This is a genomic window from Pseudomonas sp. TH31, from assembly GCF_016650815.1.
GTDB lineage: Bacteria > Pseudomonadota > Gammaproteobacteria > Pseudomonadales > Pseudomonadaceae > Aquipseudomonas.
The window spans coordinates 144226-170944 of record NZ_JAEKEZ010000034.1 but is presented as its reverse complement, the minus strand read 5'-3'; the positions used below and the strand labels follow the sequence as shown (position 1 = coordinate 170944).

General features: G+C 59.3%; 25 protein-coding genes and 4 pseudogenes. 17 read left to right on the top strand and 12 right to left on the bottom strand.

Annotated features, from left to right (window positions below; translation table 11 throughout):
- Window positions 1-12: 12 nt before the first annotated feature.
- Entirely contained in the window at window positions 13-648 is a 636-nt protein-coding gene (locus JFV26_RS29250) for a lytic polysaccharide monooxygenase auxiliary activity family 9 protein (RefSeq protein ID WP_201197146.1), read from the bottom strand.
- 221 nt (window positions 649-869) lie between these two features.
- The gene (locus JFV26_RS29245; RefSeq protein WP_201197145.1) at window positions 870-1307 is read right to left on the bottom strand and encodes a hemerythrin domain-containing protein; all 438 of its coding nucleotides are present in this window, start codon (window positions 1305-1307) and stop codon (window positions 870-872) included.
- Between the two features lie 142 nt (window positions 1308-1449).
- Here JFV26_RS29245 and JFV26_RS29240 point away from each other — a divergent pair, with 142 nt between their 5' ends.
- Window positions 1450-1869, top strand: a complete 420-nt coding sequence (locus JFV26_RS29240; protein WP_201197144.1) for a GNAT family N-acetyltransferase — start codon at window positions 1450-1452, stop codon at window positions 1867-1869.
- A 102-nt stretch (window positions 1870-1971) separates the two neighbouring features.
- Here JFV26_RS29240 and JFV26_RS29235 read toward each other — a convergent pair whose 3' ends face one another.
- Window positions 1972-2322, bottom strand: coding sequence for a hypothetical protein (locus tag JFV26_RS29235; protein WP_201197143.1), 351 nt, complete (start codon window positions 2320-2322; stop codon window positions 1972-1974).
- A gap of 149 nt (window positions 2323-2471) precedes the next feature.
- Between JFV26_RS29235 and JFV26_RS29230 the strand changes: the two genes are divergently transcribed.
- The 9 genes and pseudogenes from JFV26_RS29230 (at window position 2472) to JFV26_RS29190 (ending at window position 7534) form a co-directional block, all read left to right on the top strand.
- Window positions 2472-2717 carry a hypothetical protein gene (locus JFV26_RS29230; protein ID WP_201197142.1) on the top strand — a complete coding sequence of 82 codons (246 nt, stop codon included), beginning with the start codon at window positions 2472-2474 and terminating at the stop codon, window positions 2715-2717.
- Window positions 2718-2738: 21 nt separating this feature from the next.
- Window positions 2739-3068 (top strand): DUF6388 family protein, encoded by a 330-nt coding sequence (locus JFV26_RS29225; protein WP_201197141.1) that lies wholly within the window; start codon window positions 2739-2741, stop codon window positions 3066-3068.
- Between the two features lie 35 nt (window positions 3069-3103).
- Complete coding sequence (locus tag JFV26_RS29220) at window positions 3104-3808, top strand: YoaK family protein (RefSeq protein WP_201197140.1); 705 nt, start codon at window positions 3104-3106, stop codon at window positions 3806-3808.
- Window positions 3809-4061: 253 nt separating this feature from the next.
- On the top strand, window positions 4062-4454 hold the full coding sequence (tusD, locus tag JFV26_RS29215) for a sulfurtransferase complex subunit TusD (protein WP_201197139.1): 393 nt from the start codon (window positions 4062-4064) through the stop codon (window positions 4452-4454).
- A 1-nt stretch (window position 4455) separates the two neighbouring features.
- Window positions 4456-4818, top strand: a complete 363-nt coding sequence (tusC, locus tag JFV26_RS29210) for a sulfurtransferase complex subunit TusC (protein WP_201197138.1) — start codon at window positions 4456-4458, stop codon at window positions 4816-4818.
- A complete protein-coding gene (gene tusB / locus JFV26_RS29205; RefSeq protein ID WP_201197137.1) occupies window positions 4818-5111 on the top strand; it encodes a sulfurtransferase complex subunit TusB in 294 nt (97 codons plus the stop codon). The genes tusC and tusB overlap by 1 nt, the downstream gene beginning before the upstream one ends.
- A complete protein-coding gene (locus JFV26_RS29200; protein WP_201197136.1) occupies window positions 5108-5443 on the top strand; it encodes a TusE/DsrC/DsvC family sulfur relay protein in 336 nt (111 codons plus the stop codon). The genes tusB and JFV26_RS29200 overlap by 4 nt, the downstream gene beginning before the upstream one ends.
- Window positions 5440-6441, top strand: a complete 1002-nt coding sequence (locus tag JFV26_RS29195) for a glycosyl transferase family protein (protein ID WP_201197135.1) — start codon at window positions 5440-5442, stop codon at window positions 6439-6441. Before JFV26_RS29200 ends, JFV26_RS29195 begins: the two co-directional genes overlap by 4 nt.
- Window positions 6442-6531: 90 nt before the next feature.
- Window positions 6532-7534, top strand: a pseudogene (locus JFV26_RS29190) (glutathione S-transferase family protein).
- An 88-nt stretch (window positions 7535-7622) separates the two neighbouring features.
- Here the strand turns inward: JFV26_RS29190 and cysG are convergent.
- The 6 genes and pseudogenes from cysG to JFV26_RS29160 all read right to left on the bottom strand — a co-directional run bounded on the left by cysG (window position 7623) and on the right by JFV26_RS29160 (window position 15274).
- A pseudogene (cysG, locus tag JFV26_RS29185) lies at window positions 7623-9016 on the bottom strand (siroheme synthase CysG).
- On the bottom strand, window positions 9017-10297 hold the full coding sequence (gene serS / locus JFV26_RS29180) for a serine--tRNA ligase (RefSeq protein WP_201197134.1): 1281 nt from the start codon (window positions 10295-10297) through the stop codon (window positions 9017-9019). It lies immediately after the preceding pseudogene.
- A 15-nt stretch (window positions 10298-10312) separates the two neighbouring features.
- Window positions 10313-10687, bottom strand: coding sequence for a fluoride efflux transporter CrcB (gene crcB, locus JFV26_RS29175; protein WP_201197133.1), 375 nt, complete (start codon window positions 10685-10687; stop codon window positions 10313-10315).
- On the bottom strand, window positions 10687-12009 hold the full coding sequence (locus tag JFV26_RS29170; protein WP_201197132.1) for a replication-associated recombination protein A: 1323 nt from the start codon (window positions 12007-12009) through the stop codon (window positions 10687-10689). The genes crcB and JFV26_RS29170 overlap by 1 nt, the downstream gene beginning before the upstream one ends.
- Before the next feature lie 167 nt (window positions 12010-12176).
- Window positions 12177-12800: an outer membrane lipoprotein chaperone LolA gene (gene lolA, locus JFV26_RS29165; RefSeq protein ID WP_201197131.1), complete on the bottom strand. Its 624-nt coding sequence runs from the start codon at window positions 12798-12800 to the stop codon at window positions 12177-12179.
- A 69-nt stretch (window positions 12801-12869) separates the two neighbouring features.
- Window positions 12870-15274: pseudogene (locus JFV26_RS29160) on the bottom strand (DNA translocase FtsK).
- Window positions 15275-15580: 306 nt separating this feature from the next.
- On the opposite strand from JFV26_RS29160, the gene trxB reads away from it, so the two are divergent.
- The 4 genes from trxB to infA all read left to right on the top strand — a co-directional run bounded on the left by trxB (window position 15581) and on the right by infA (window position 18645).
- On the top strand, window positions 15581-16540 hold the full coding sequence (gene trxB, locus JFV26_RS29155) for a thioredoxin-disulfide reductase (RefSeq protein ID WP_201197130.1): 960 nt from the start codon (window positions 15581-15583) through the stop codon (window positions 16538-16540).
- A gap of 64 nt (window positions 16541-16604) precedes the next feature.
- Entirely contained in the window at window positions 16605-17285 is a 681-nt protein-coding gene (aat, locus tag JFV26_RS29150; protein WP_201197129.1) for a leucyl/phenylalanyl-tRNA--protein transferase, read from the top strand.
- Window positions 17286-17607: 322 nt separating this feature from the next.
- Window positions 17608-18315, top strand: a complete 708-nt coding sequence (locus tag JFV26_RS29145) for an arginyltransferase (RefSeq protein WP_201197128.1) — start codon at window positions 17608-17610, stop codon at window positions 18313-18315.
- Window positions 18316-18426: 111 nt separating this feature from the next.
- Window positions 18427-18645, top strand: coding sequence for a translation initiation factor IF-1 (gene infA, locus JFV26_RS29140; RefSeq protein WP_002553999.1), 219 nt, complete (start codon window positions 18427-18429; stop codon window positions 18643-18645).
- Window positions 18646-18877: 232 nt separating this feature from the next.
- On the opposite strand, the gene clpA is transcribed toward infA, so the two are convergent.
- Both clpA and clpS read right to left on the bottom strand, forming a co-directional pair.
- The gene (gene clpA / locus JFV26_RS29135) at window positions 18878-21148 is read right to left on the bottom strand and encodes an ATP-dependent Clp protease ATP-binding subunit ClpA (protein ID WP_201197127.1); all 2271 of its coding nucleotides are present in this window, start codon (window positions 21146-21148) and stop codon (window positions 18878-18880) included.
- Between the two features lie 30 nt (window positions 21149-21178).
- The gene (gene clpS, locus JFV26_RS29130; RefSeq protein ID WP_201197126.1) at window positions 21179-21541 is read right to left on the bottom strand and encodes an ATP-dependent Clp protease adapter ClpS; all 363 of its coding nucleotides are present in this window, start codon (window positions 21539-21541) and stop codon (window positions 21179-21181) included.
- Between the two features lie 225 nt (window positions 21542-21766).
- On the opposite strand from clpS, the gene JFV26_RS29125 reads away from it, so the two are divergent.
- Entirely contained in the window at window positions 21767-22048 is a 282-nt protein-coding gene (locus JFV26_RS29125; RefSeq protein ID WP_201197125.1) for a cold shock domain-containing protein, read from the top strand.
- A 62-nt stretch (window positions 22049-22110) separates the two neighbouring features.
- Here JFV26_RS29125 and icd read toward each other — a convergent pair whose 3' ends face one another.
- Entirely contained in the window at window positions 22111-23367 is a 1257-nt protein-coding gene (gene icd, locus JFV26_RS29120; RefSeq protein ID WP_201197124.1) for an NADP-dependent isocitrate dehydrogenase, read from the bottom strand.
- A gap of 494 nt (window positions 23368-23861) precedes the next feature.
- Here icd and JFV26_RS29115 point away from each other — a divergent pair.
- Together JFV26_RS29115 and JFV26_RS29110 are read left to right on the top strand one after the other, a co-directional pair.
- Window positions 23862-26086 (top strand): annotated as a pseudogene (locus tag JFV26_RS29115) (NADP-dependent isocitrate dehydrogenase).
- 170 nt (window positions 26087-26256) lie between these two features.
- Window positions 26257-26703, top strand: coding sequence for an NUDIX hydrolase (locus JFV26_RS29110; protein ID WP_201197123.1), 447 nt, complete (start codon window positions 26257-26259; stop codon window positions 26701-26703).
- Window positions 26704-26719 lie beyond the last annotated feature (16 nt).

Here is a 26719-nt window from a genome sequence, read left to right as displayed (position 1 = left end):
AACGCAGTCGGCTTACTTGAAGTCCACGTCGAACGCTTGATAGAAGGCGTTGCCCGTGTTGGCCACGATCCACACCAGCACGATCACGTGATGACCGCTTTTGTTGCCCGGCAATTTCACTTCGTGGTTGACCTTGGCCTTCATTTCTTCGGAATGGCTGTAGTACGGAACCTGGGTGTAGAAGTCCTCAAAGAACGATTTAGGCTCCAGCTGCGCGCGGTTGATGCGCTGTTTCGGGTCCCAGCCGTCCTTGGTGATAAACCAGCTGTAGCCACGGGTGACGTGGGGGGCGGTGTATTCCCAGGTGACCTTGAAGGTCTGGCCCGGCTCGACATTCAGCAGCGGCCAGGCGAACGGACGGTTGAGCTTTTTGCTCAGTTCCTCGTTGGTGAAGTTGATGCAGTCACGGGCGTCGACCTTGCCGCCACTGAGGATATGGCCGTCGGCCGGTGGTACGTCGCTGGCCGTGTCGGTTTGATACGGCGCCGGGAATGGCCCGGCGACCAACGACGGGAAGTTCTTGCCGCCTTCCATTTCGTTGACTTGCCAGTTACCCAGCAGCCCCAGCTCGACGGCTACCGCGCCGCGGCTGGATGGGGAGGTGACACGACCGTGTCGTAGTTCTGGTTGAGTCTGTGGCTTGTTCATCTTTTTCACTCCGTTGATTTAAGAACTCTCCTTCCTGAGGAGAGGCCTCCAACCTAACGAAGCTGCTTTTTTGTCCACCGACCGATTTACCGCCTCGAGTGATGTTTACTTGGCCTGCCACCGACAAACACTGGATATAAACACAGCTGTTTAAGCCAAGTCCTACAGCCCGTGTAGCAGAAGGACTACGCCGCAAGGCAGCAATCGGAACGATTCTCACCTTAGGAAAGCTGTGCCTTGTATTCCTTCTCATATTGGCCGGCGAGGGATTCTTTCTGTTTTTCATCGAGTAACTTGCCAGCCATCTGGAAGAACTTCTGCTCTTCTTCCTTGAGGTGGTGATGGACCTTTTCGGACAGCTTTTTCGCCGTCACCAGCCACGTTGGATCAGACATTTGTGTCTCATCCAGCGTCTCCATCATTTCGTCCATTTCATGGTGTTCGGAAATGGCGTGGCGGCTCAGATCGACACCGTTGTCGAACTCCATCAGCGGAATGTAGAAATACCGTTCTTCCGCGGTTTCATGGGCCTGGAGCTCGGATTTGAGCTGTTTGTAAGCCTCAGCCCGCTCCGGGGTGTCACCGCGGGTCTGGATCAGCGCGTCGGCATAGCGGCGCTGGCGGTCGTGGCTTTCGCGCAAGGCTTCGAAAATGTTCATGGGCGCTCCTCGTGGCCGCGTTCTGAAATGCTGCTCTAGAGGCTAGACATCCGCGCGCAATCGGCGGTTCCACTGCGTTGAGGGATGGAACAATCTCGGCGAGCCGGATAGTCTCTTGGCTCACTGCCATAAGGACGTAGCCATGACTTTGCGTATCGAGCGCTCGCTGGACCCCACCCATGAAGAGCGCGAGGCCATCCTGACGCCGCTGCGCGCCTATAACGCAGCGCAAGCCGGGCCCGCCAACCCACAACCGTTTGCCCTGCTGGTGCGCGACGACAACGACGAGATTCTCGGCGGGCTCTACGGCCGGGTGTTTTACCAATGGTTGTTCATCGAATTACTATCGGTACCGGAACAGGCCCGGGGACAGGGCATGGGCTCCAGGCTGATGAACATGGCCGAAGAACTGGCCAGAGAGAAAGAATGCGTGGGGATCTGGCTCGATACCTTCGACTTCCAGGCGCCGGCGTTCTACAAGAAGCTCGGTTATAGCGAGCTGGGCCACATCGCTGACTACCCGCCGGGGCACCAGCGCTTCTTCTTCCAGAAGCGCCTCTGAACGACATCGGTCTTCTGTAGGAGCAAAGCTTGCTCGCGATGGCGTCGGTACTGACACACCGCGTCATCGTTCTTCGCGAGCAAGCTTTGCTCCTACAAGATCCTACAAACAGGTCGCCAACGCCGCCAACCGGCGCTTGGCCACAAAATCATCGTGCTGCGCGTAATAACTCAGCACCGTACCGGATGCATCGCTGGACACGTCCACAAAGGATTCCGCCGAACGGGTGTAGACCGTAGAACCGCCCTTGCGGCCCGGTTGCAGGTAAGCCCCGGCATCGACACCGAACACCGCTTCGTCCTGCCAGGCGAATTGCACACACTGGGCGACGACTTTTTCCGGTTTGTCGGAGTTCAGGACCTTGGTCGGGGATTTGGTGCGGGAGTTGTCCATCACCGAGCCCGCACATCCCGCCAGCAGGGTTGCGGCCAGCACCACCATCAGAATTCGCATTGTGTTCGCTCATCAAGAAAAAGCGGACTGTATCACCGTGGCGCAGCGTATCGTTCTGCTTTACTTCATTTATAGCGCGACACCGCGTGACGATTCGCGCACCCTGTCGCGCAATTCACAGCGCATCAGCTCTTTTTCTGGAAAGCCACATGACACCCAACGCCGAATTTTACAAACCAACTGCCGAATACGCCGACAAGCTGATCAGCCAGATCGGTCAGACGCCTGCCTGGATCGCCAAGCGAATCGGCGTTACCGACAAGCGGATTCGTTACATCCTCGACGGCGAAAGAACCGTCAAAGGCGAAACCACGCCGATCCAGATGACCTACCCCGAGCAGTTCGCCCTCGAGTGCCTGGCCGCAGCAGCCAAAGCCAAGAAGCAGTCTTCGTAACCTGACGTTCAAGGAGCGACCATGGCAGCCACCGAACAGCAACACGAGCAGGCGCTGAAGAAGTTTCTCGATGAGCGCCCGCAACTGCGTCACGAGCTCGACAATCTCAACCCGTTGCTCGCCCAGGCCAAGGGTGAAACTGCGGCCGAGTACCGCGAGGAGCGCTTGCACGAAGCCTTCGAAGCCGAGGCTGAGCGCTTGGGGCTGTTTGCCTGGGAGCTGACCCTGCAACTGACCGCGTCCACTGCCGAGGACTACCAGACCCAGCGTCTGGAAGTGCACAAGGAAGTGGCCGAGATGGCCGGCATGGACTGGCTGGAGTATTGCGAGTTATATGGATTGAGTAAGTGACCGTCTCGACTACTGCCTGAGGAAGACCTGCACCAATGCTGCCATCTGCCTCCACTCACCGCGCCAGCCCTGGCCATTTGCATATCCAGAAATGGCGCGGACGCATTGGCATGTCGCTGGTGGCTACACTTTCAGTGCTCGCCGGCATGACCGATGCCATTGGCTTCATGGCCAGCGGCGACTTCGTGTCCTTCATGAGCGGTAACACCACTCGTCTCGCCGTGGCCATCAGCGATGGTGACCTCGGCCTGACCGTGCGTTTGTTGATCCTCGTGACCACGTTTATCGTCGGCAATGCCTTGGGCATTGTCGTCAGCCGCCTCGGCGGACGTCGGGCGCTGCCCTTGCTGTTATGCATCGCCACTCTGCTCTGCGGTGCGGCCGCGTGGCCCTATGACGAGCAACTGCCGGCGCTGCTGGCGGCGATCATCGCCATGGGCATGCTCAATGCTGCCGTGGAAGAAGTGAACGGACTGCCGGTCGGCCTGACCTACGTCACCGGCGCCCTCTCGCGCTTCGGCCGTGGCCTGGGACGCTGGATGCTCGGCGAGCGGCGCAATGGATGGCGGGTCCAGTTGATTCCGTGGAGCGGCATGTTCGCCGGGGCGATCCTCGGCGCGGTGCTGGAGCATCACCTGGGGCTCAAGGCCCTGCTTGTCAGCGGCCTGCTGGCCGGGGCGGTGGGATTGCTGTCGCTGAAGATTCCGCGGCGCTGGCAATTGGGTTACATGCCACGCTGAACACCGGTTGCCCCCATCACCGTAGGAGCTGCCGAAGGTTTGGGCCGCATTCGGACGATCTTTTGATCTTGCTGTAAAAATCAACGTCAAAAGATCGCAGCCTTCGGCAGCTCCTACACGGTGTTGTGTTGATCACTAAACCGTGGCTGGACGCAGGCTCGCGAAGGCAGTAACCCAGTCCGCGAGCAAACCCCCTTCGCCGCCCCACCGATAAAGCTTTATCATGGCCGCAGTTTTGCTGATCGAGTCCGTCATGAAGTTCGCCATCGCGCTGTTTTCCGCCGCCCATGCGCCCTCCTCGCGCCGTGCCTTGCTGTTCGCCCAGGCCGCGCTGGCTGGCGGGCATGAGATTGTCCGGCTGTTTTTCTATCAGGACGGCGTCTACAACGCGTCCGGCAGCGTGGTCACACCCCAGGACGAGCAAGACTTGCCCAAGCAATGGCGCGCCTTTGTCGCCGAGCATCAACTTGATGCTGTTGTCTGCATCGCCGCCGCTTTGCGCCGTGGGGTGTTGAACGAAGAAGAAGCCAAGCGCTATCAGCGTGAAGCGGTTGCGGTCGGTGCGCCGTGGGAATTGTCCGGCCTCGGCCAGTTGCATGACGCGGTACAAGACGCCGACCGCCTGATCTGTTTTGGAGGCGCGTGACATGCCTGAATCCTTGCTGATTATCAGCCGTCAGGCGCCGTGGTCCGGGCCGAACGCGCGCGAAGCGCTGGACATCGTGCTGGCCGGCGGCGCGTTCGACTTGCCGATCGGCCTGCTGTTTCTCGATGACGGGGTTTTCCAACTCGCGTCGAAACAGGACGCCAAGGCCCTGCAGCAAAAAGACCTGAGCGCCAACCTGCAAGCGTTGCCGATGTTCGGCGTCGAGGAATTGTTTGTCTGCGCCGACAGTGCCGCCGAACGAGGCCTCGACCCGACAGGATTATCGTTGGAAGAAGCGCTGCCACTGACCGCCAGTGAAATCACCGCCCTTATTGACCGTTACGACCAGGTGATCACCCTCTGATGTCGACTTTGCATGTGTTGTCTCATTCCCCGTTTGGCGACGATCGCCTGACCAGTTGCCTGCGCGTGATCGGCGCCAACGATGCGCTGCTGCTGTCTGGCGACGCGGCTTATGCCTTGCAGCCAGGCACCGCGCCGTTCAACGCATTGAGCATTCGTGGCCTGAAACTGTTCGTACTGGCTGAAGACGCCCAGGCTCGCGCGCTCCCAGTGCCCGATTGGGCCCAAGCCATCGACTACTCGTCCTTCGTCGAGTTGTCGATTCACTACGACAAGGTCAACAGTTGGCTATGAACTCCCTGACCGTCGGCGCCCGCGCCATCGAACTGGACAAGGATGGTTTCCTGGTCGAACTGAGCGACTGGTCCACTGACGTGGCCAGCGCCCTCGCCACCGCCGAAGACATCAAGTTGAGCCCCGAGCACTGGGAAATCCTCGAACTGCTGCGCAGTTTCTACGATGAATTCCAGCTGTCCCCGGCCACACGCCCGCTGATCAAATACACCGCGTTGAAACTCGGTCCGGAAAAAGGCAACAGCCTGCACCTGAATCGACTGTTCAAAGGCACCCCTGCCAAACTCGCCGCAAAACTGGCGGGCCTGCCCAAACCGACGAACTGCTTATGACCGACTACCCTGCTCTGACCCTCGAAACGCCCGCCGAGCATCCGTTCGCCCAGTTCGTGCGGATCCTCGGCAAAGGCAAACGCGGCGCCCGCGACCTGACGCGTGAGGAAGCCCGACAAGCCATGGGCTTCGTGCTTGATGACAAGGTCGAGGACACTCAGCTCGGCGCATTCCTGATGCTGTTGCGACACAAGGAAGAAAGCGCCGAGGAGATGGCGGGCTTCACCCAGGCCCTTCGTGAACGGTTGGAGGCTCCGGCGTTAAATGTCGACCTGGACTGGCCGACCTACGCCGGCAAGAAACGTCATCTGCCGTGGTATCTGCTGGCGGCCAAGTGCCTGGCGCAGAACGGCGTGCGCATCTTTATGCACGGCGGCGGCGCACACACGGCGGGTCGGCTGTACAGCGAGCAACTGCTGGAAGAATTGAAAATTCCCTTGTGCCGCACCTGGCAGCAGGTTGGCGAAGCGCTGGATAACGGCGGCCTGGCATTCATGCCGCTGGTGGATTGGGCACCGCAACTTCAGCGCATGATCGACCTGCGCAACACCTTGGGCCTGCGTTCGCCAATCCACTCCCTCACGCGGATTCTCAATCCATTGAGTGCGCGCTGTGGCCTGCAAAGCATTTTCCACCCCGGCTACCAGGCCGTGCATCGCGATGCCAGCGGTTTGCTCGGTGATACGGCCATTGTGGTCAAGGGCGACGGCGGCGAAATCGAGATCAACCCGGACGCCGACAGTCACTTGTATGGCACCACCGGCGGCGAAAGCTGGGATGAGGAATGGCCGCAACTGTCGGCACAACGCCACGTCAAACCGGTGGCGCTCGACCCTGAACACATGAAAGCCGTGTGGCGTGGCGATGTGGTCGACAGTTACCCGAAAATGGCCCTGATTTCGACCATGGCCCTGGCCTTGCGCGGCCTCGGCCAGCCCCGCGAGCACGCTTTCGAAACCGCCCAGCAGTACTGGGATGCCCGGGACAGATCGATTTAACCGATTATAACGGTGCAACCTTTGCGCTTTTTGTTCGAACTCATGGGCATAGACTCCTCTCCAACGCTTATAGGTTGAGGAGTCTTGAACATGGGTTTGTTAGTTGAAGGCCGCTGGCAAGACCAGTGGTACGAAAGCAGCAAGGACGGCGCGTTCCAGCGTGAACAAGCGCAGCGCCGCAACTGGCTCACCGCCGACGGCAAGCCAGGTCCGACCGGGGTCGGTGGCTTTGTGGCCGAACCTGGTCGCTATCACCTCTATGTCTCCCTCGCCTGCCCGTGGGCCCATCGAACGCTGATCCTGCGCACACTCAAAGGCCTCGACAGCCTGGTCGACGTGTCGGTGGTCAGTTGGCTGATGCTGGAAAACGGCTGGACCTTCGACCAGAACCTGGGATCCACCGGCGACAAGCTCAATCACTTCACTTTCATGCACCAGCGCTACACCGCCGATACCGCCGACTACACCGGCCGCGTCACCGTGCCGGTGCTCTGGGACAAACAGCACAAGCGCATCGTCAACAATGAATCGGCGGAGATCATCCGCATGTTCAACAGCGCCTTCGATGACCTGACCGGCAATGAGCTGGATTTCTATCCTGCGCCGCTACGAGGCGAGATCGATGCGCTGAACGAACGGATTTATCCGGCGGTGAACAACGGCGTGTACCGCGCCGGGTTTGCCACGTCGCAGACGGCTTATGAAGAAGCGTTCGATGATGTGTTTGCCGAACTGGATCGGCTGGAGCTGCTGTTAGGCGAGAACCGCTACCTGGTCGGCGAATACCTGACGGAAGCGGACATTCGGCTATTCACCACGCTGATTCGCTTTGACGCGGTGTATTACGGGCACTTCAAGTGCAATCTGCGGCGGATTGCCGATTATCCGAACCTGTCGAACTGGTTGCGGGAGTTGTATCAGTGGCCGGGGATTGCGGAGACGGTGGATTTCGAGCACATCAAGCATCACTACTACGCTAGCCACAAGACCATCAATCCGACGGGTATTTGTGCCCAAAGGGCCGGCGCAGGACTTTACTGCAGCGCATGATCGGGCGCGGTTGAGCGGGAAAGGGGTTTGGCAGAAGCGTTAAGATCAAAAGATCGCAGCCTTCGGCAGCTCCTACGCGCCTGTGGGCGCTGCCGCAGGCTGCGATCTTTTTCCAACAGGCGACGCAGTATTCAGACCTGCGCCTGAGACCCTTCAAACCACGCCAGTTTCTCGCGCAATTGCACCACTTCCCCAACAATCACCAATGTCGGTGCATGCACTTCATGCTCCGCCACCAGTCGTGGAAGATCGGCCAGTGTGCCGGTAAACACCCGCTGATTGACCGTGGTGCCCTGCTGAATCAACGCCGCCGGGGTATCCGCCCCGCGACCGTGCTTGATCAACTGCTCGCAGATGATCGGCAAGCCCACCAGCCCCATGTAAAACACCAGGGTTTGCGCCGGGGCGACCAGGTCGGCCCACGGCAAATCGGTGGAACCATCCTTCAAGTGCCCGGTAACGAACCGCACCGACTGCGCGTAATCACGGTGAGTCAACGGAATCCCGGCATACGCCGCGCAACCACTGGCCGCCGTAATGCCCGGCACGACCTGGAACGGGATGCCATGGGCCGCCAGTTCTTCGATCTCTTCACCGCCGCGACCGAAGATGAACGGATCACCGCCCTTGAGCCGCACCACGCGCTTGCCAGCCTTGGCCAGATCCACCAGTTGCTGGTTGATCTGATCTTGCGGTACAGCGTGGTCAGCACGACGCTTGCCGACGTAAACCCGCTCGGCATCGCGACGGCACAAATCCAGAATTGCCGGCGCGACCAACCGGTCGTAGAGCACCACATCGGCTTGCTGCATCAGCCGCAACGCACGGAAGGTCAGTAGGTCCGGATCGCCCGGCCCGGCACCGACCAAATACACTTCACCGGTTTTTTCGGCGGCTCGCCAGCGATTTTCGCCAGCAGCAAGCGCTCGGCTTCAGCGCCCTGCCCGGCCAGTTGCCGGTCGGCAATCGGCCCCTGGAAAACATCTTCCCAGAACGACCGACGCTGCTGCACATCCGGAAGCAGGTTTTTGACCTGAGTACGAAAACGCGCTGCCAGGCCGGCCAGTTGACCGTAGGTGGAAGGAATCCAGGTTTCGATTTTGGCCCGGATCAGCCGCGCCAGTACCGGCGCATCGCCGCCGCTGGAGATGGCAACGATCAGCGGGGAACGGTCGACAATCGCCGGAAAGATCACGCTGCACAGGGCTGGCGCATCCACTACGTTGACCGGCACGCAACGCCGATGAGCGTCGGCAGAGACTTGCGCGTTCAGCGGTTCGTCGTCGGTGGCGGCAATGATCAGCCCGCAACCGTTCAGATCCGCTTCGACGTAGCCACGCAACAGGCACTCGCCACCGCTGCCGGTCACCAGTTCGCGCAGTTGCGGTTCGATTTCAGGTGCGACCACCCGCAGCTGCGCACCGGCTTCGGCCAGCAGGCGGGACTTGCGCAAGGCAATCTCCCCGCCGCCGACGACCAACACACGACTGCCGCGCAGGTTATGAAACAGCGGCAGATAGTCCATTTAGCCGATGACCTCAAGGCCACCCATGTACGGCTTCAGTACGGCTGGCACACGGATCGAACCGTCGGCCTGCTGGTAGTTTTCCAGCACGGCCACCAGGGTACGGCCGACCGCCAGGCCGGAGCCGTTCAGGGTGTGAACCAGTTCAGGCTTGCCGGTTTCCGGGTTACGGAAGCGCGCTTGCATACGACGGGCCTGGAAATCGCCGCAGTTGGAGCACGACGAAATTTCACGGTACTTGTCCTGGCTCGGAATCCACACTTCGAGGTCATAAGTCTTCACCGCGCTGAAGCCCATGTCGCCGGTGCACAGCGCCAGGGTGCGATACGGCAGTTCCAGCAATTGCAGGACTTTCTCGGCGTTGGCGGTCAGGCCTTCCAGCGCGTCCATCGAGGTCGATGGCTCAACGATCTGGACCATTTCGACCTTGTCGAACTGGTGCTGACGGATCATGCCGCGCGTGTCACGGCCCGACGCGCCGGCTTCGCTGCGAAAGCACGGCGTGTGGGCAACGAACTTGATCGGCAACAGTTTCGAATCGAGGATTTCGCCAGCGACGATGTTGGTCAGTGACACTTCAGCCGTCGGGATCAGGTACAGATCGGCTTCGCCTTCGCGGGTGATCTTGAACAGATCTTCTTCGAACTTCGGCAACTGGCTGGTGCCGACCAGCGCAGGCGCCTGGACCAGATAAGGCGTGTAGGCCTCTTCATAGCCGTGCTCGGTGGTGTGCAGGTTGATCATGAATTGCGCCAGCGCGCGGTGCAGACGGGCGATCGGGCCACGCAACAGGGCGAAACGCGCGCCGGACAGCTTGGCGGCGGTTTCGAAGTCCAGCCAGCCGAACTTCTCGCCCAGGGCAACGTGGTCCTGAACCGGGAAATCGAACGCAGTCGGGGTGCCCCAGCGGCGCACTTCGACGTTGCCGTCTTCATCGGCGCCGATCGGCACGGATTCGTGTGGCAGGTTCGGGATGCCGAGCAGGATCGAGTCGAGGTCGGTCTGGATCTGGTCCAGTTCAACCTTGCCGGCGCTCAATTCGTTCGCCATGCGCTCGACGTCAGCCATCAACGGCGCGATGTCTTCACCGCGCTGCTTGGCCTGACCGATGGATTTTGAGCGTGCATTACGTTCAGCCTGCAGTGCTTCGGTGCGGGTCTGGACGGTCTTGCGCTGTTCTTCCAGCGCTTCGATGCGCGCAACATCCAGCACAAAGCCACGGGATGCCAGGCGGTCCGCTACGTCCTGAAGGTTGCTACGTAACAGTTTGGAATCGAGCATGTCGGTCTCTCGTTATCAAAGTTTGGTCAAGGACAGGCCAGCCCAGGTGGCGAGCAGCCCGCCGAATACGCTGATGGCCAGATAACCGAAGGCTATCGGTGCCTGCCCGCTTTCCAGCAAGCGCAGCGTATCCAGTGAAAAGGATGAAAAAGTCGTCAGACCGCCGACAAAACCGACGATCAGGCCGGCGCGAATTTCGATTGGTACTTCCGGGCGCGTCAGAAATAGCCCGTAGAGCAAACCGATGATCAGGCAGCCCACCAGATTGACGGCCAAGGTCGCCGCATAAAAATGCCGCGGCCAATTGGCGCTGACCCAAGTGCTGGTTGCGAAACGCAGTAATGTACCAGCGATACCGGCCACGGACACCGCAAGAATCGTTCGAATCACTATTTTCTCCGCTGCCGGGGGCTGAGACGGTCAAGTTGCGCGAGGTGGTTAAGCTTTTCGCCGATCTTCAGTTCCAGGCCTCGCGGCACCGGTTGATAGAAGGGTTGCGGGTCGAGCTCTTCCGGGAAGTAGTCTTCGCCAGCGGCGTAGGCGTCCGGCTCATCATGGGCATAACGGTACTCATCGCCATAACCCAATTGCTTCATCAGCTTGGTCGGCGCGTTACGCAGGTGCAGCGGCACTTCGAGGGAACCGTGTTCGGCGGCGCTGCGCAGCGCGGCTTTGAAACCCATGTACACCGCGTTGCTTTTTGGCGCGCAAGCCAGATAGGTGATGGCCTGGGCCACTGCCAGCTCACCTTCGGGGCTGCCGAGGCGTTCCTGCACTTCCCACGCCGCCAGGCACAGGCTCAGGGCGCGGGGGTCGGCGTTGCCGATGTCTTCGCTGGCCATGCGCACCACGCGCCGGGCCAGGTACAGCGGATCGCAACCGCCGTCGATCATGCGCGCGAACCAGTACAGCGCGCCGTCGGGGTTGGAGCCTCGCACCGACTTGTGCAGCGCGGAAATCTGGTCGTAGAACGCTTCGCCACCCTTGTCGAAACGCCGACGGGTATCACCGAGCAGACTTTGCAGCAGATCGACGCCGATCTCGCTGTTGTCATCAGCCAGGTCCGAGGCGTTTTCCAGCAGGTTGAGCAGCCGCCGGCCATCACCGTCAGCGGCGGACAACAGCATCTGGAAGCCTTCATCGTTGAGGGTCAGTTGCCGCTTGCCCAGGCCACGTTCTTCGGTAAGCGCACGATGCACCAGTTTGCGCAGGGCGGCCTCGTCGAGGCTCTTGAGCACATACACGCGAGCCCGCGAGAGCAAGGCATTGTTGAGTTCAAAGGACGGGTTTTCAGTGGTCGCACCGATAAAAATCAGCGTCCCGTCTTCCACATACGGCAGGAAGGCATCCTGCTGGGATTTGTTGAAGCGGTGTACTTCGTCAACAAACAGGATCGTACGTTTGCCGTACTGCCCGGCCTGCTGCCTGGCGATTTCCACCGCCTGACGGATTTCCTTGACGCCGGCGAGCACCGCCGAAACCGTTTCGAAGTGCGCATCCGAGACTTCTGCCAGCAGCCGTGCCAGGGTGGTTTTCCCGACCCCTGGCGGGCCCCAGAAAATCATCGAATGCAGGGCACCCTGCTCCAGGGCTTCGCGCAAAGGCTTGCCGCGAGCGAGCAGGTGTTCCTGACCGACGTACTCATCCAGATTGGCCGCACGTAAGCGAGCGGCCAAGGGCTGAGCAATCGGGGCACTGCGAAACAGGTCCATCACAACTTATGAAACCTCACTGGGTCCTGCATGCCGATCAGTCAAAGTGCTAAACACCACAATCCCTGTGGGAGCGAGCCTGCTCGCGAATGCGGTGTGCCAGACGACATTGATGGTGACTGGCACTCCCTCATCGCGAGCAGGCTCGCTCCCACAGGTACGGTGTTTTATTCCTGGATCACGTCCGCCCCTTTAGGGATATCGAACTTGAACTTGGACGCCGGGATCGGCTCGTTGGCCTTCACGCCGGTGAACAGGATATTGGTGCGCTGGCCGACGCTGTCGATCAGTTGCATGTCATTGACCAGGCCATTGCGGAACGACAGGCGCAGGCTGTCGAACAGAGTGTCCTTGGTTTTCGGCTTGAGGGTGAAGTCGATCACACCGCCGGCTTCCTTGGCGCTGATGTCGAAACTCTGGCTGATCTTGGACACGTCACCGGACAGCAGCAAGGCCGGGGTCTGGGTCAGGCGCAGGTCGAGGGTCTTGATGGTGACCTGTTCCAGGTCCGGGTCCCACAGGGTGACCTTCTTGCCGTCGGAAACCATGGTTTGTTCAGCCGGCGCATTGGTGTGCCAGTAGAACAGGCCCGGACGCTGCAGCGACATGTCACCGGCGGTTTCCTGCAACCGGGTGCCGCTGCCATCGAGGGTCAGCTGGGAGAAGCGTGCGGTCAGGGTCTTGGATGTTTCCAGCAATTGGGTCAGACGCGCCACGTCCTTGTCATCGGCGTGGGCCGAGAGTGTGGTCAAAGCCAGAACCGGCAGCAACAACATGCGGATAAGACGCATGGGAGTCCTCTTTAGTATTCGTGGGGTGGCGGCGGTGCGTCATTGCTCCACCGCATTGCTTCAATCAAATCAGTCGCGCACCGGGCCGGGAGCCAGGACTTCGCGCGAACCGTTGGTGTTCATGGACGTCACGACCCCGGCCATCTCCATGGCTTCGATCATGCGCGCGGCGCGGTTGTAGCCGATTTTCAACTTGCGCTGGACCGCCGAAATGGACGCCCGACGACTTTCCAGCACGAACTGCACGGCTTCGTCGTAGAGCGCATCGGATTCACTGTCGTCATCGCCGCCGCTGCCGCCTTCAAAACCGCTACCGGGCTCTTCGACACCGGCCAGGATCTCGTCGTTGTATTCCGGCGCCCCGCGCAGTTTCCAGGCCTCGACCACCCGGTGAACCTCTTCATCGGACACGAACGCGCCGTGAACACGGATCGGCAGGCTGGTGCCCGGCGGCATGTAGAGCATGTCACCGTGGCCCAGCAGTTGCTCGGCACCGCCCTGGTCGATGATGGTCCGGGAATCGATCTTGCTCGAGACCTGGAACGCCATACGGGTCGGAATGTTGGCCTTGATCAGACCGGTGATCACGTCAACCGATGGACGCTGGGTCGCGAGGATCAAGTGGATACCGGCCGCACGGGCCTTCTGGGCGATACGGGCAATCAGTTCTTCAACCTTCTTGCCGACGATCATCATCATGTCGGCGAATTCGTCCACCACCACGACGATGGTCGGCAACTTGTGCAGCAGCGGCGCTTCGTCGTGGATGCTTTCGCGCTTGTACAACGGGTCGGCCAGCGGCGTGCCCGCTTCCTCGGCATCCTTGACCTTCTGGTTGAAGCCCGACAGGTTACGCACGCCCATCTTCGCCATCAGTTTGTAGCGACGCTCCATCTCCGCCACGCTCCAGCGCAGGGCATTGGCCGCGTCCTTCATGTCGGTGACCACCGGGCAGAGCAAGTGTGGAATGCCTTCGTAGATCGACAGCTCAAGCATTTTCGGGTCGATCATGATCAGCTTGGCGTCTTCCGGGCCGGACTTGAACAGGATCGACAGGATCATCGCGTTCACACCCACCGACTTACCGGAACCGGTGGTACCGGCCACCAGCAAATGCGGCATTTTCGCCAGGTCAGTGATGACCGGCTTGCCGCCGATGTCGTGACCCAGGGCCAGGGTGACCGGCGATTTGAAGTTGTCGTATTCGGGCGACGACAGCACTTCGGAGAAGCGCACGATCTGCCGGTCTTCGTTCGGGATCTCGATACCGACCGTGGTCTTGCCCGGAATCACTTCCACCACCCGCACACTGGTCACCGCCAGCGAACGCGCCAGGTCTTTGGCCAGGTTGGAAATGCGACTGACCTTGACGCCGGCTGCCGGCTGGATTTCGTAACGGGTAATCACCGGCCCGGGTGAATCGAATCCACGGTGACTTCGACGCCGAATTCCTTGAGTTTGATTTCCAGCAAGTGGCCAACTGCAGCCAGGGATTCAGGCGAGTAATTGAGTTGTTTCTTTTCCGCAGGATCGAGAATCGAGATCGGCGGCAAGGTGCCTTCCACGGCGCTGTCGACGAACAATGGCGCCTGTTTCTCTTTCTGTACGCGCTTGCTTGGCTCGGGCGCCTTGATCGGAGCCGGGGCGATGACCGGCGGCACCTGTTTCTCGCGCTCGGACATGTGCTTGCTCAGCGCTTGCTCGCGTTCGATCAGGCGTTCCTTGACCTTGGCCTGCTCACGCTTGTCGGTGACGGTCGGCGCCACCACGTCATGGACGCGGTCATCGACTTCACGCAGTTGGGCGACCAGTTGCTTGCGCTCGGTACGCGCGCTCCACCAGCGATTGGCCGCACTCTGGAACAGTTCAAACAGGTCGAGGGTGATCTTGCCGGTGAGGTCCATCACCTTGAACCACGAGAGGTCGGTGAACACCGTCAGGCCGAACAGGAACAGTGCGATGAACAGCAGCGTGCTGCCCTGGATGTTCAGGGCGTTTTTGGCCAGGTCGCCAAGGCTTTCGCCCAACGCGCCGCCTGCGCCGGCCGGCAAGCCGGTCGCCGCATGGAAATGGATGTGAGCCAGGGCTGCGCCCGACAGCACCAGGAACACCAGGCCGATCAGGCGCCAGGAGAACAGCCAACCGCTCCACTGCCACGGTTCGTGACGTTGACGGAAAATCTGGTAGATCTTGACCGCCAGTAACAGCGGGAAAATGTAGGCGAAGTAACCGAGCACCATGAACAGGATATCGGCACTGTAGGAGCCAACCGGCCCGCCGAAGTTCTGCACATCGTCGATCTTGCTGTTATGGCTCCAGCCCGGATCGTCCTTGCCATAGGTCAACAAGGCCATCATCAGGAACAGGCACAAGGCGCCGATGGCGATCAATGCACCTTCCTTGAGTCGGTAGTGCAAATGCTGGCGCCAGAGCGGAACGACGGCTGGTTTAGGTGCTGCGGTGGATTTCTTCAAAACGCTTCTATTCCTGCGCCAGTGGCGCGTCCATCTGTTGAATGACTATAAAAACTGCCCAATCCAGGCAGGTAAAAAAGTTAACCGGCGTAACTGGGACTACTTTTAACACTGCACCCCGGTGTTTCAAAACAGGGCACGCACGGCTTTTTTTATACAAACGCTGTTACAAGCGGGCATTGTACGGGTTTGTTCGCCCGATGCCATGCTTCAGACCCTTGGGTGTAGCATAGCCAAAAGCACATGACACACGGTTCAATTTGAGCATGCATTCTCTTTTGTGACAAAGGCTTATGAGGTGTTTTTATGAGTGAAGCCAAGCATTCACGCCTGATCATTCTGGGCTCTGGCCCTGCCGGTTACAGCGCTGCCGTTTATGCCGCCCGCGCCAACCTCCAGCCCGTGGTCATTACCGGCATACAGGCCGGTGGCCAGCTCACCACCACCGTCGAAGTCGACAACTGGCCCGGCGACGTCGAAGGCCTCACCGGCCCGGTGCTGATGGAACGCATGCAAAAACACGCCGAGCGCTTTGACACAGAGATCGTTTACGACCACATCCACACCGCCAAGTTGCAACAGCGCCCTTTCGAGCTCATCGGCGACAACGGCACCTACACCTGCGACGCGCTGATTATTGCCACCGGCGCATCGGCCCAGTACCTGGGGCTGCCGTCGGAAGAAGCCTTTGCCGGCAAGGGCGTTTCGGCCTGCGCAACCTGCGACGGTTTCTTCTACCGCAATCAGGTGGTCGCGGTGATCGGCGGCGGCAACACGGCAGTGGAAGAAGCGCTGTACCTGTCGAACATCGCCAAGGAAGTGCACCTGGTGCACCGGCGTGACAAGCTGCGCTCGGAGAAGATCCTTCAGGACAAGCTGTTCGAAAAAGCCGCCAACGGTAATATCCGCCTGCACTGGAACCAGAACCTCGATGAAGTGCTGGGCGATGCCAGCGGCGTGACCGGCGCCCGTTTGCGCGACAGCCAAACCGGCGAAACCCGCGAGCTACCGCTGGCCGGCGTGTTTATCGCCATCGGCCACAAACCCAACACCGACCTGTTCCGGGGCCAACTGAAAATGCGTGACGGCTACCTGCTGATCAAGGGCGGCAACGAAGGCGATGCCACTGCCACTGACATCGAAGGAGTGTTCGCCGCCGGCGATGTAGCGGATCATGTTTACCGCCAGGCCGTGACGTCTGCCGGGGCTGGCTGCATGGCCGCGCTGGACGCCGAGAAATACCTCGACGATATTCCTGGCGTTTGACGCACCACTTCACGACGGACCGACATGTCCGCCCCTGCCCTCCCCTTCTGCAAGCCCGGATGCCATGCTGACTTGGTTACAACGCAACACCCTGACTTTTCCGCCGCTGGAAAAAGCCATGCGCGATCCCAACGGGTTGCTGGCGGCGGGCGGCGACCTGTCCGCTGATCGGCTGATCCAGGCCTATCGCCACGGCTGCTTTCCCTGGTTTTCCGAAGGCCAACCGATTCTCTGGTGGTCGCCCGATCCACGCACCGTGCTGCTTCCCGACGAACTGCACGTTTCCCGCAGCCTGAACAAGTTACTGCGCCAACAACGCTATCAAGTGACCTTCGATCAGGATTTTGCCGCCGTCATCCGCGCCTGCGCCGCGCCGCGAGATTACGCCGACGGCACGTGGATCACGCAAGCCATGCAGAACGCCTACCTGGAGCTGCACAAGCGCGGCTACGCCCATTCGGTGGAAGTCTGGGACCAGGGTGAGCTGGTCGGAGGCTTGTACGGCCTGGCCATGGGGCAGCTGTTTTTTGGCGAATCGATGTTCAGTCGTGCCGACAATGCCTCCAAATATGGCTTTGCCACACTGGTGCGACATCTGAAAGACTCGGGTTTTGTACTGATCGATTGCCAGATGCCCACCGATCATTTGCACAGCCTCGGCGCCCGGGCGATACCGCGCAGCGAGTTTGCCGGTTACCTGGCTCGACACCTGGATCAACCCAATCGCGCTACCTGGGTTTGCTGAGCGACTTTCGTTCGCGTGGCTTACACTTAGGGGGCGTTCTCAATGAGTTTCGCCGCCGCGCCGGGTCTGCTGTTGTGCAGGGCAAGGCGCGAGAAGCGTGGTTGGGTTATTCCAAATAAGCTTCGAGCAACGCAGCCCTGCACAACAGCAGGCCCGGCCCTTCGGGTTGTGCCTTAAAACGGGCCAGGCTGCGTTGCAGGCCTTGGAAAGGGAACAACCATTTCCAGCGGCCTGCGCCTTGCCTGGCCCGTTTTAAGGCGACAACGCGGCGGTGAAACTCATTGAGAACGCCCCCAATCAAAGCTTATCCCGAGGGTTGATCATGACCGAGTTGGCGCGTTTGAAGTTCTATGCCACTCAGCCTCACTCTTGCAGTTATCTGCCCGAGGAGCAGGCCACGACCCTGTTTCTCGATCCTAGCCAGCCCATGGATGTGCATGTCTACGCAGACCTGTCGGAAATGGGCTTTCGTCGCAGTGGCGATCATCTCTATCGGCCGCATTGCCAGAATTGCAATGCGTGCGTGCCTGCGCGCATCCCTGTAGCTCAATTTGCGCCCAACCGTCAGCAAAAACGCATTTTCAAGCGCAACGCCGACTTGCAGGTACGGCCGGCCAGGCCCGGGTTCAGCGAAGAGTATTTCGACCTCTATCAACGCTACATCGAACAGCGTCACGCCGACGGCGACATGTACCCGCCGAGCCGCGATCAGTTTTCGACGTTCCTGGTGCGTGACCTGCCGTTTTCCCGGTTCTACGAATTCCGTCTCGACGGCCGGTTAGTCGCCGTGGCGGTCACCGACCTGCTGCCCAACGGCCTGTCGGCGGTCTACACCTTCTACGAGCCCGCCGAGGACCATCGCAGCCTCGGACGTTACGCCATCCTCTGGCAGATTGCCGAAGCCCAGCGACTGGGACTGGAAGCGGTCTACCTCGGCTACTGGATCAAGAACTGCAAAAAGATGAACTACAAGACCCAGTATCGCCCCATCGAACTGCTGATTAATCAGCGCTGGGTCATCCTCAACTAAGGCAATCTGTAAACCGCTTGGCGTAAACCCCATTTTTCGGGCACAATGCACGCCGCTTTTGCCTGGCGCAGTTGCACCGGGCCATTCATTGGATACCGAGGGCTTTACTGCATGTCGAAAGAAGACAGCTTCGAAATGGAAGGCACTGTCGTCGACACCCTGCCCAACACCATGTTTCGTGTGGAGTTGGAAAATGGGCACGTCGTAACCGCGCATATTTCCGGCAAGATGCGCAAGAACTACATTCGTATTCTTACCGGTGACAAAGTGCGCGTCGAGCTGACGCCCTATGACTTGAGCAAAGGGCGCATTACTTACCGCGCTCGCTAATCAAGTCAATACAAAACGCCCGGCTATGCCGGGCGTTTTTGTTTGTCCGGGATTTAACAACCCTGCATGTGTAGGAGCTGCCGAAGGCTGCGATCTTTTGATGTTGATGCTGATCTTGAAAATCAAAGATCAAAAGATCGCAGCCTTCGGCAGCTCCTACGGCGGATCGGCGTAGATCTGACAAACAGCAAAAAGGCGCCTTTCGGCGCCTTTTGCTTTGTTGCGGTTAACGTCAGGCCATTTCTGCCGTGGTCTCGAACTCGAAGGTCAGCTCGCCGTCCTTGAGGTCGATGTGAACCACACCGCCATGGTCGGCCAGTTCGCCAAAGAGGATCTCTTCGGCCAGCGGACGCTTGATCTTGTCCTGGATCAAACGCGCCATTGGTCGAGCACCCATTGCCGAGTCGTAGCCACCCGCCGCCAGCCAGCTGCGCGCAGCGTCGGTCACTTCCAGCTGCACACGCTTGTCTTCCAGCTGCGCCTGAAGCTCGGTAAGGAACTTGTCCACCACGCTTTTGATGACCTCATGACTGAGGCGACCAAACTGGATAATGGTGTCCAGACGGTTGCGGAACTCCGGCGTGAAGCTCTTCTTGATCACTTCCATCGCATCGGACGAGTGGTCCTGATGGGTGAAACCGATCGAAGCGCGAGCTGCAGTTTCGGCACCGGCGTTGGTCGTCATGATGACGATCACGTTACGGAAGTCCGCCTTGCGCCCGTTGTTATCGGTCAGCGTACCGTGATCCATGACCTGCAGCAGCAGGTTGAAGACTTCCGGATGCGCCTTCTCGATTTCATCGAGCAACAGCACGCAGTGAGGCTGCTTGGTAATGGCTTCGGTCAACAGGCCGCCCTGGTCGAACCCGACATAGCCCGGAGGTGCACCGATCAAACGCGATACGGTGTGGCGCTCCATGTACTCGGACATGTCAAAGCGAACCAGCTCGATACCCAGTGCCTTGGCCAACTGACGCGCCGCTTCGGTTTTACCGACACCGGTAGGACCGGCGAACAGGAACGAACCGACTGGTTTGTCAGGCGACTTGAGGCCGGCACGGGACAGTTTGATCGCCGTCGACAACGAGTCGATCGCGGCATCCTGGCCAAATACCGTCAGCTTCAGGTCGCGCTCCAGGTTACGCAACAGCTCTCTGTCGGAACTGTTGACGTGCTTAGGCGGAATCCGCGCGATTTTCGCCACGATGTCCTCGACCTGAGGCACTTCGATGCGTTTCACACGCTTCTCGATCGGTTGCAGGCGCTGGTAGGCACCCGCCTCGTCGATGACGTCGATGGCCTTGTCCGGCATGTGCCGGTCATTGATGTAGCGCGAGGCCAGTTCAGCCGCCGCACGCAGGGCTTCATCGCTGTACTCGATGCCGTGGTGCGTTTCGAACCGCCCTTTCAGGCCGCGCAGGATGCTGATGGTGTCTTCTACCGAAGGCTCCGACACATCGACCTTCTGGAAGCGTCGTGCCAGGGCACGGTCCTTCTCGAAGATCCCGCGAAATTCCTGGAACGTGGTCGAACCGATGCAGCGGATATCGCCGGACGACAGCAACGGCTTGAGCAGGTTCGAGGCATCCATGACGCCACCGGACGCGGCACCCGCACCAATGATGGTGTGGATCTCGTCGATGAACAGGATCGCCTGCGGACGTTTTTTCAGCTCATTGAGCAACGCCTTGAAGCGTTTCTCGAAATCGCCGCGGTATTTGGTCCCGGCCAGCAAGGCCCCCAGATCAAGGGAGTACACCACACTGTTGGCCAGCAGGTCCGGCACCTGGTTGTCGACAATGCGCTTGGCCAGGCCTTCGGCAATTGCGGTTTTACCCACACCCGCCTCGCCTACCAGCAACGGATTGTTTTTGCGACGACGCGCCAGGATCTGCGCGACGCGCTCGACTTCGAGCTCACGGCCTACCAGCGGGTCGATTCGACCCTGGCGCGCGAGTTCGTTGAGGTTACTGGCATAAGCATCCAGAGGATTGCCTGAAGAAGAAGACTCACCGCCCTCGTCGTCCTGCATATCTTGCTCACCTTCAGAGTGATCGCCGTGCCCCGGCACTTTCGAAATGCCATGGGCGATGTAGTTGACGACATCAATGCGGGCAACGCTCTGCTGTTTCAGCAGGAACACCGCCTGACTTTCTTGCTCACTGAAGATCGCGACCAGCACGTTGGCGCCAGTCACTTCGCGTTTACCCGAGCTCTGTACGTGAAAGACAGCACGCTGCAGAACACGCTGGAAGCCCAGTGTCGGTTGGGTCTCGCGATCCTCGTCATGGACGGGGATCAGCGGCGTGGTGGAGTCGATGAACTCCTGCAGGTCATGCTTGAGTTTGTCGAGGTTTGCGCCGCATGCACGCAAAACGGTGGCGGCAGCCTCATTGTCCAATAGGGCCAGCAGGAGGTGTTCGACGGTCATGAATTCATGACGTTTCGAACGAGCCTCCTTGAAGGCTAGATTGAGGGTGACTTCGAGCTCGCGGTTTAACATAGCTTCACCTCATACCCAAGTGGTCGGCGATTAACCGTCCTTCTCGATTTCACAGAGTAGCGGATGCTGGCTTTCCCTGGCGTACTGGTTGACCTGCATGGCCTTCGTCTCGGCGATGTCACGGGTAAACACGCCACACACTGCCCGTCCTTCTGTGTGGACGGCCAGCATGACCTTGGTCGCCAGCTCGCGATTCAGGTTAAAAAACACCTCGAGCACTTCGACGACGAAATCCATCGGTGTGTAGTCATCATTAAACAAAACCACCTTGTACATCGGCGGCGCCTGTAAAGCAGGCTTAGCCTCCTGAACAGCAATGCCTGCGGAATCGTCGTCGTGTAAATCAGGATGATCCTGATTGAATGTTAGTCGAATCTGGCTGATTGCATGCATGGAAAGAAAGGTTCGTCAGTTGTGCAAATACAGTGGTGGGGGCGGCTATCAACGATTTCAACTCCGACTGCCCGGTCACCTTGACTATCGGGAAAACGGTGTTACAAACAATAGAGCCCACAGTGGGTAAAAAAGGTCCGCGGAGTCAATCTTATTTGCAAGATTAGACTGCGGATATACTGGATGATACTCCAGTGATGGAGTCTGTTGCAGAGGGATATGAGCATGGCAGTCGGTAAGGTGAAGTGGTTCAACAATGCCAAGGGGTTCGGTTTCATTAACACCGACGCCAGAGATGGACGCGATGAGGCGGGCAAAGAGATCGACTTCTTTGCCCACTACTCGGCCATTGAAATGGAGGGCTACAAGACCCTCAAGGCCGGACAGGCCGTAAGCTTCGAGATCGTTCAGGGCCCCAAGGGCCTGCACGCCGTGAAGATCACGTCTGCGCCTGTCGCGAACGAACCAGTCACGCCCTCCACTCACCACGAAACGGTGCCAAGTTGACGAAACCCGTCATCCAGTCATAAAAAAACCGCCCGAAGGCGGTTTTTTTTCGTGCAAATTTCTTACATGTGCGAAATCAGCGCATCACCAAACGCCGAAGAAGACAGCAGTTTCGCGCCCTCCATCAAACGATGGAAGTCATAGGTCACGGTCTTGGCGGAAATCGCGCCGTTGGTGCCCTTGATGATCAGATCAGCCGCTTCGGTCCAGCCCATGTGACGCAGCATCATCTCGGCAGACAGAATCAAGGAGCCTGGGTTGACCTGGTCCTTGCCGGCATATTTCGGCGCAGTGCCGTGGGTCGCCTCGAACATGGCGATGGTGTCGGACAAGTTGGCACCCGGCGCGATGCCGATGCCGCCCACTTCAGCCGCCAGGGCGTCGGAGAGGTAGTCGCCGTTCAGGTTCAGGGTCGCGATCACATCGTATTCGGCCGGGCGAAGCAGGATCTGCTGGAGCATGGCGTCGGCGATGGCGTCCTTGACGATGACGTTCTTGCCGGTTTTCGGGTTCTTGAACTGCATCCACGGACCACCGTCGAGCAGGGTCGCGCCGAACTCTTCAGCCGCCACTTCGTAGGACCACTCCTTGAAGGCACCTTCGGTGAACTTCATGATGTTGCCTTTGTGCACGATGGTCAGCGAATCGCGGTCGTTGTCGACCACATATTGCAGAGCCTTGCGCGCCAGACGCTTGGTGCCTTGCAGCGAAACCGGCTTGATGCCGATGCCGCAGTTTTCGTCGAAGCGGATCTTGGTGACGCCCATTTCATCTTTCAGGAACTTGATGACTTTGGTCGCTTCCGGCGAACCGGCCTTCCACTCGATGCCGGCATAGATGTCTTCCGAGTTCTCACGGAAGATCGTCATGTCGACGTCGCCTGGCTTCTTGACAGGGCTAGGCACGCCTTCGAACCAGCGTACCGGACGCAGGCAGACGTAAAGGTCGAGTTGTTGGCGCAGGGCCACGTTCAGCGAACGGATGCCGCCACCGACCGGGGTGGTCAGAGGGCCCTTGATGGAAACCACGTAATCCTTGACTGCGTCCAGGGTTTCCTGAGGCAGCCAGGTGTCCTGATCGTAAACCTGAGTCGCTTTTTCCCCGGCGTAGACTTCCATCCAGGAAATTTTGCGCTCGCCGCCGTAAGCCTTCTTAACAGCAGCATCGACAACCTTGATCATGACCGGGCTGATATCAACGCCGATGCCATCGCCTTCGATGAAGGGGATGATCGGGTTGTTAGGAACATTGAGAGAATGGTCTGCATTGACGGTGATTTTGTCGCCGACTGCTGGAACCTGAATCTTCTTGTATCCCATGCTGAACTCCATTGTTTGGATTGAACATCTGGCTTCGTTCGAGCGTACCCCAGTTAAATCAGCGCGCAAACCCTATGTTCCACCCATCTGCCGCAAAGCTGTGCAGTTCGTGATCTACAAGCCTGAAAGCAAAGGGAAAAGCGCCAAACTCAAGCACGGTGCAAGACTCTACGCCGCCCACCGACCTGCGACCTTTAGACCAATGGACGAGAATCGTTGCCTATGAACCATCGGCAGATTGCCAGCTACCTATGTATAATGCCGCCGCTGACCGAAGGGTCACAAAGGCCAAGCTCTCTATTACGAGACTTTCAGCCAGATTGAAGCCGGGTTGTTACCGCAGCCCACCCGCTTGACGCTCGACTGATGCACCCAACATCACCGCGAAGAAACCTCGACATTCGGCTCATGGATGACTTTGAACGAACGCGCTTACACGGCGCCCCTCGAGTTTCGGCGCACGCTTTAGCAAAGAAGAGAGAGTTAATCCGAATATGCCCACCCGCTCGAAGATCATCTATACCTTCACCGACGAAGCCCCAGCCCTCGCCACCTATTCACTGTTGCCTATCGTAGAGGCCTTCACCGCCTCCGCTGATATTGCCGTGGAAACCCGCGACATCTCTCTTGCAGGGCGCATCCTGGCCAGCTTCCCCGAGCAATTGGGTGACAAAGCCGTAGCCGACCACCTCGCCGAACTGGGCGACCTGGCCGTTACGCCTGAAGCCAACATCATCAAACTGCCGAACATCAGCGCCTCGGTTCCTCAGCTGCAAGCCGCGATCAAAGAGCTGCAAGCCCAGGGCTTCGCCCTGCCGGACTACCCGGAAACCGTGACCACCGACGCCGACAAACAAGCCAGGTCGCGCTACGACAAGATCAAGGGCAGCGCCGTGAACCCGGTTCTGCGCGAAGGCAACTCCGATCGTCGTGCCCCGCTGTCGGTCAAGAACTACGCGCGCAAGCACCCGCACAAAATGGGCGCCTGGGCTGCGGACTCCAAGTCCCACGTCGCGCACATGAGCACCGGCGATTTCTACGGCAGCGAAAAAGCTGCCCTGATCGACGCCGCTGACGCCGTTAAAATCGAACTGATCGCTCAAGACGGCACCACCACCGTCCTGAAAGAAAAAACCACCGTGCAAGCCGGTGAGATCCTCGATTGCGCGGTACTGAGCAAAAACGCCCTGCGCAGCTTCATCGCCGCCGAGATCGAAGACGCCAAGCAAAAAGGCGTGCTGCTGTCGGTTCACCTGAAAGCCACCATGATGAAGGTCTCCGACCCGATCATGTTCGGCCAGATCGTTGCCGAGTTCTATAAAGACGCACTGGCCAAGCACGCTGACGTGCTGGCGCAGATCGGCTTTAACCTGAACAACGGCATCGGCGACCTGTACGCTCGCATCAAGGCTTTGCCGGCTGAGCAACAAGCGCAGATCGAAGCGGACATCCAGGCGGTCTACGCCGTTCGTCCGTCGTTGGCCATGGTCAACTCCGACAAAGGCATCACCAACCTGCACGTGCCGAGCGACGTGATCGTCGACGCCTCGATGCCGGCAATGATCCGTGACTCCGGCAAGATGTGGGGCACTGACGGTCAGTTGCACGACACCAAGGCTGTGATCCCGGATCGCTGCTACGCCACCATCTACCAGGCGGTCATCGAAGATTGCAAGCTGCACGGCGCCTTCGATCCAACCACCATGGGCAGCGTGCCAAACGTCGGCCTGATGGCGAAAAAGCTGAAGAGTACGGCTCGCACGACAAGACTTTCCAGATCAAGAGCAACGGCGTGGTTCGGGTTTGCGACAGCGCTGGTCGCACTCTACTGGAGCAGTCGGTTGAAGCCGGCGACATCTTCCGCATGTGCCAGACCAAAGACGCACCGATCCAGGACTGGGTCAAACTGGCCGTCAACCGTGCCCGCGCAAGCGCTACTCCAGCGATTTTCTGGTTGGACCCAATGCGCGCGCACGACGGCGTTGTGATCGAGAAAGTTCAGGCTTACCTGAAGGATCACGACACTTGCGGCCTGGATATCCGCATCATGTCCCCGGTTGACGCGATGGCGTTCACCCTGGGTCGCACTCGCGAAGGCAAGGACACCATCTCGGTGACCGGCAACGTACTGCGCGACTACCTGACTGACCTGTTCCCGATCATGGAACTGGGCACCAGCGCCAAGATGCTGTCGATCGTGCCGCTGATGAATGGCGGCGGTCTGTTTGAAACCGGCGCTGGCGGTTCGGCACCGAAGCACGTTCAGCAGCTGCTGGAAGAGAACTTCCTGCGCTGGGATTCCCTGGGCGAGTTCCTGGCCCTGGCCGCCTCCCTTGAGCATCTGGGTGTGACGTACAACAACCCTAAAGCTTTGGTTTTGGCCAAGACCCTGGACCAGGCCACTGGCCAGTTCCTGGACAACAACAAGTCGCCATCGCGCAAAGTCGGCAACATCGACAACCGCGGCAGCCACTTCTACCTGGCGTTGTACTGGGCACAAGCCCTGGCCGCCCAGACTGAAGACACTGCACTGCAAGCGCAGTTTGGTCAGCTGGCCAAGACCCTGGCCGAGAACGAAGCGACCATCGTCGCCGAGCTCAACGCCGTTCAGGGCAAGCCCGTGGACATCGGCGGCTACTACCACGCCAATGCCGAGCTGATCAGCAAAGCCATGCGCCCAAGCAACACCTTCAACGCCGCGATCGCTGCGCTGGTTTAAGGTTGTAAGGGAACACCACAAACCCCGGCCTTGTGCCGGGGTTTGTGTTTGCACCCAAGATCAAAAGATCGCAGCCTTCGGCAGCTCCTACGCCGAGCCCTGTAGGAGCTGCCGAAGGCTGCGATCTTTTGATCGCCATGATCAAGCCCAAAACCACCAGAGGACAAAGCATGACCTGGCTACCCCACATCACCGTCGCCACCATCGTCGAAGACAATGGCCGGTTCCTGATGGTCGAAGAACTCAAGGGCGGACGAGCGGTACTCAACCAGCCCGCCGGCCACCTGGACCCCAACGAAACCCTGATCGAGGCCGCCGTGCGCGAAACCCTCGAAGAAACCGGTTGGGACGTCGAGCCAACCGGCGTGACAGGCATTTATCTCTACACCGCCCCAAGCAACGGCGTGACGTACCAGCGAGTTTGCTTCATTGCCAAAGCCATCAAACACCACCCCGACTATCAGCTGGACGACGGCATCGTCGGCGCCAAATGGCTGACCCGTGACGAATTGGTAGAACAGCGCGCAAACTGGCGCAGTGAGCTGATCATCCGCTGTATCGATGATTATCTGGACGGTAAACACTTCGGTCTCGAACTGATCCGCCCTTCTCTTTAGCCTTGCGGGCTTCGGC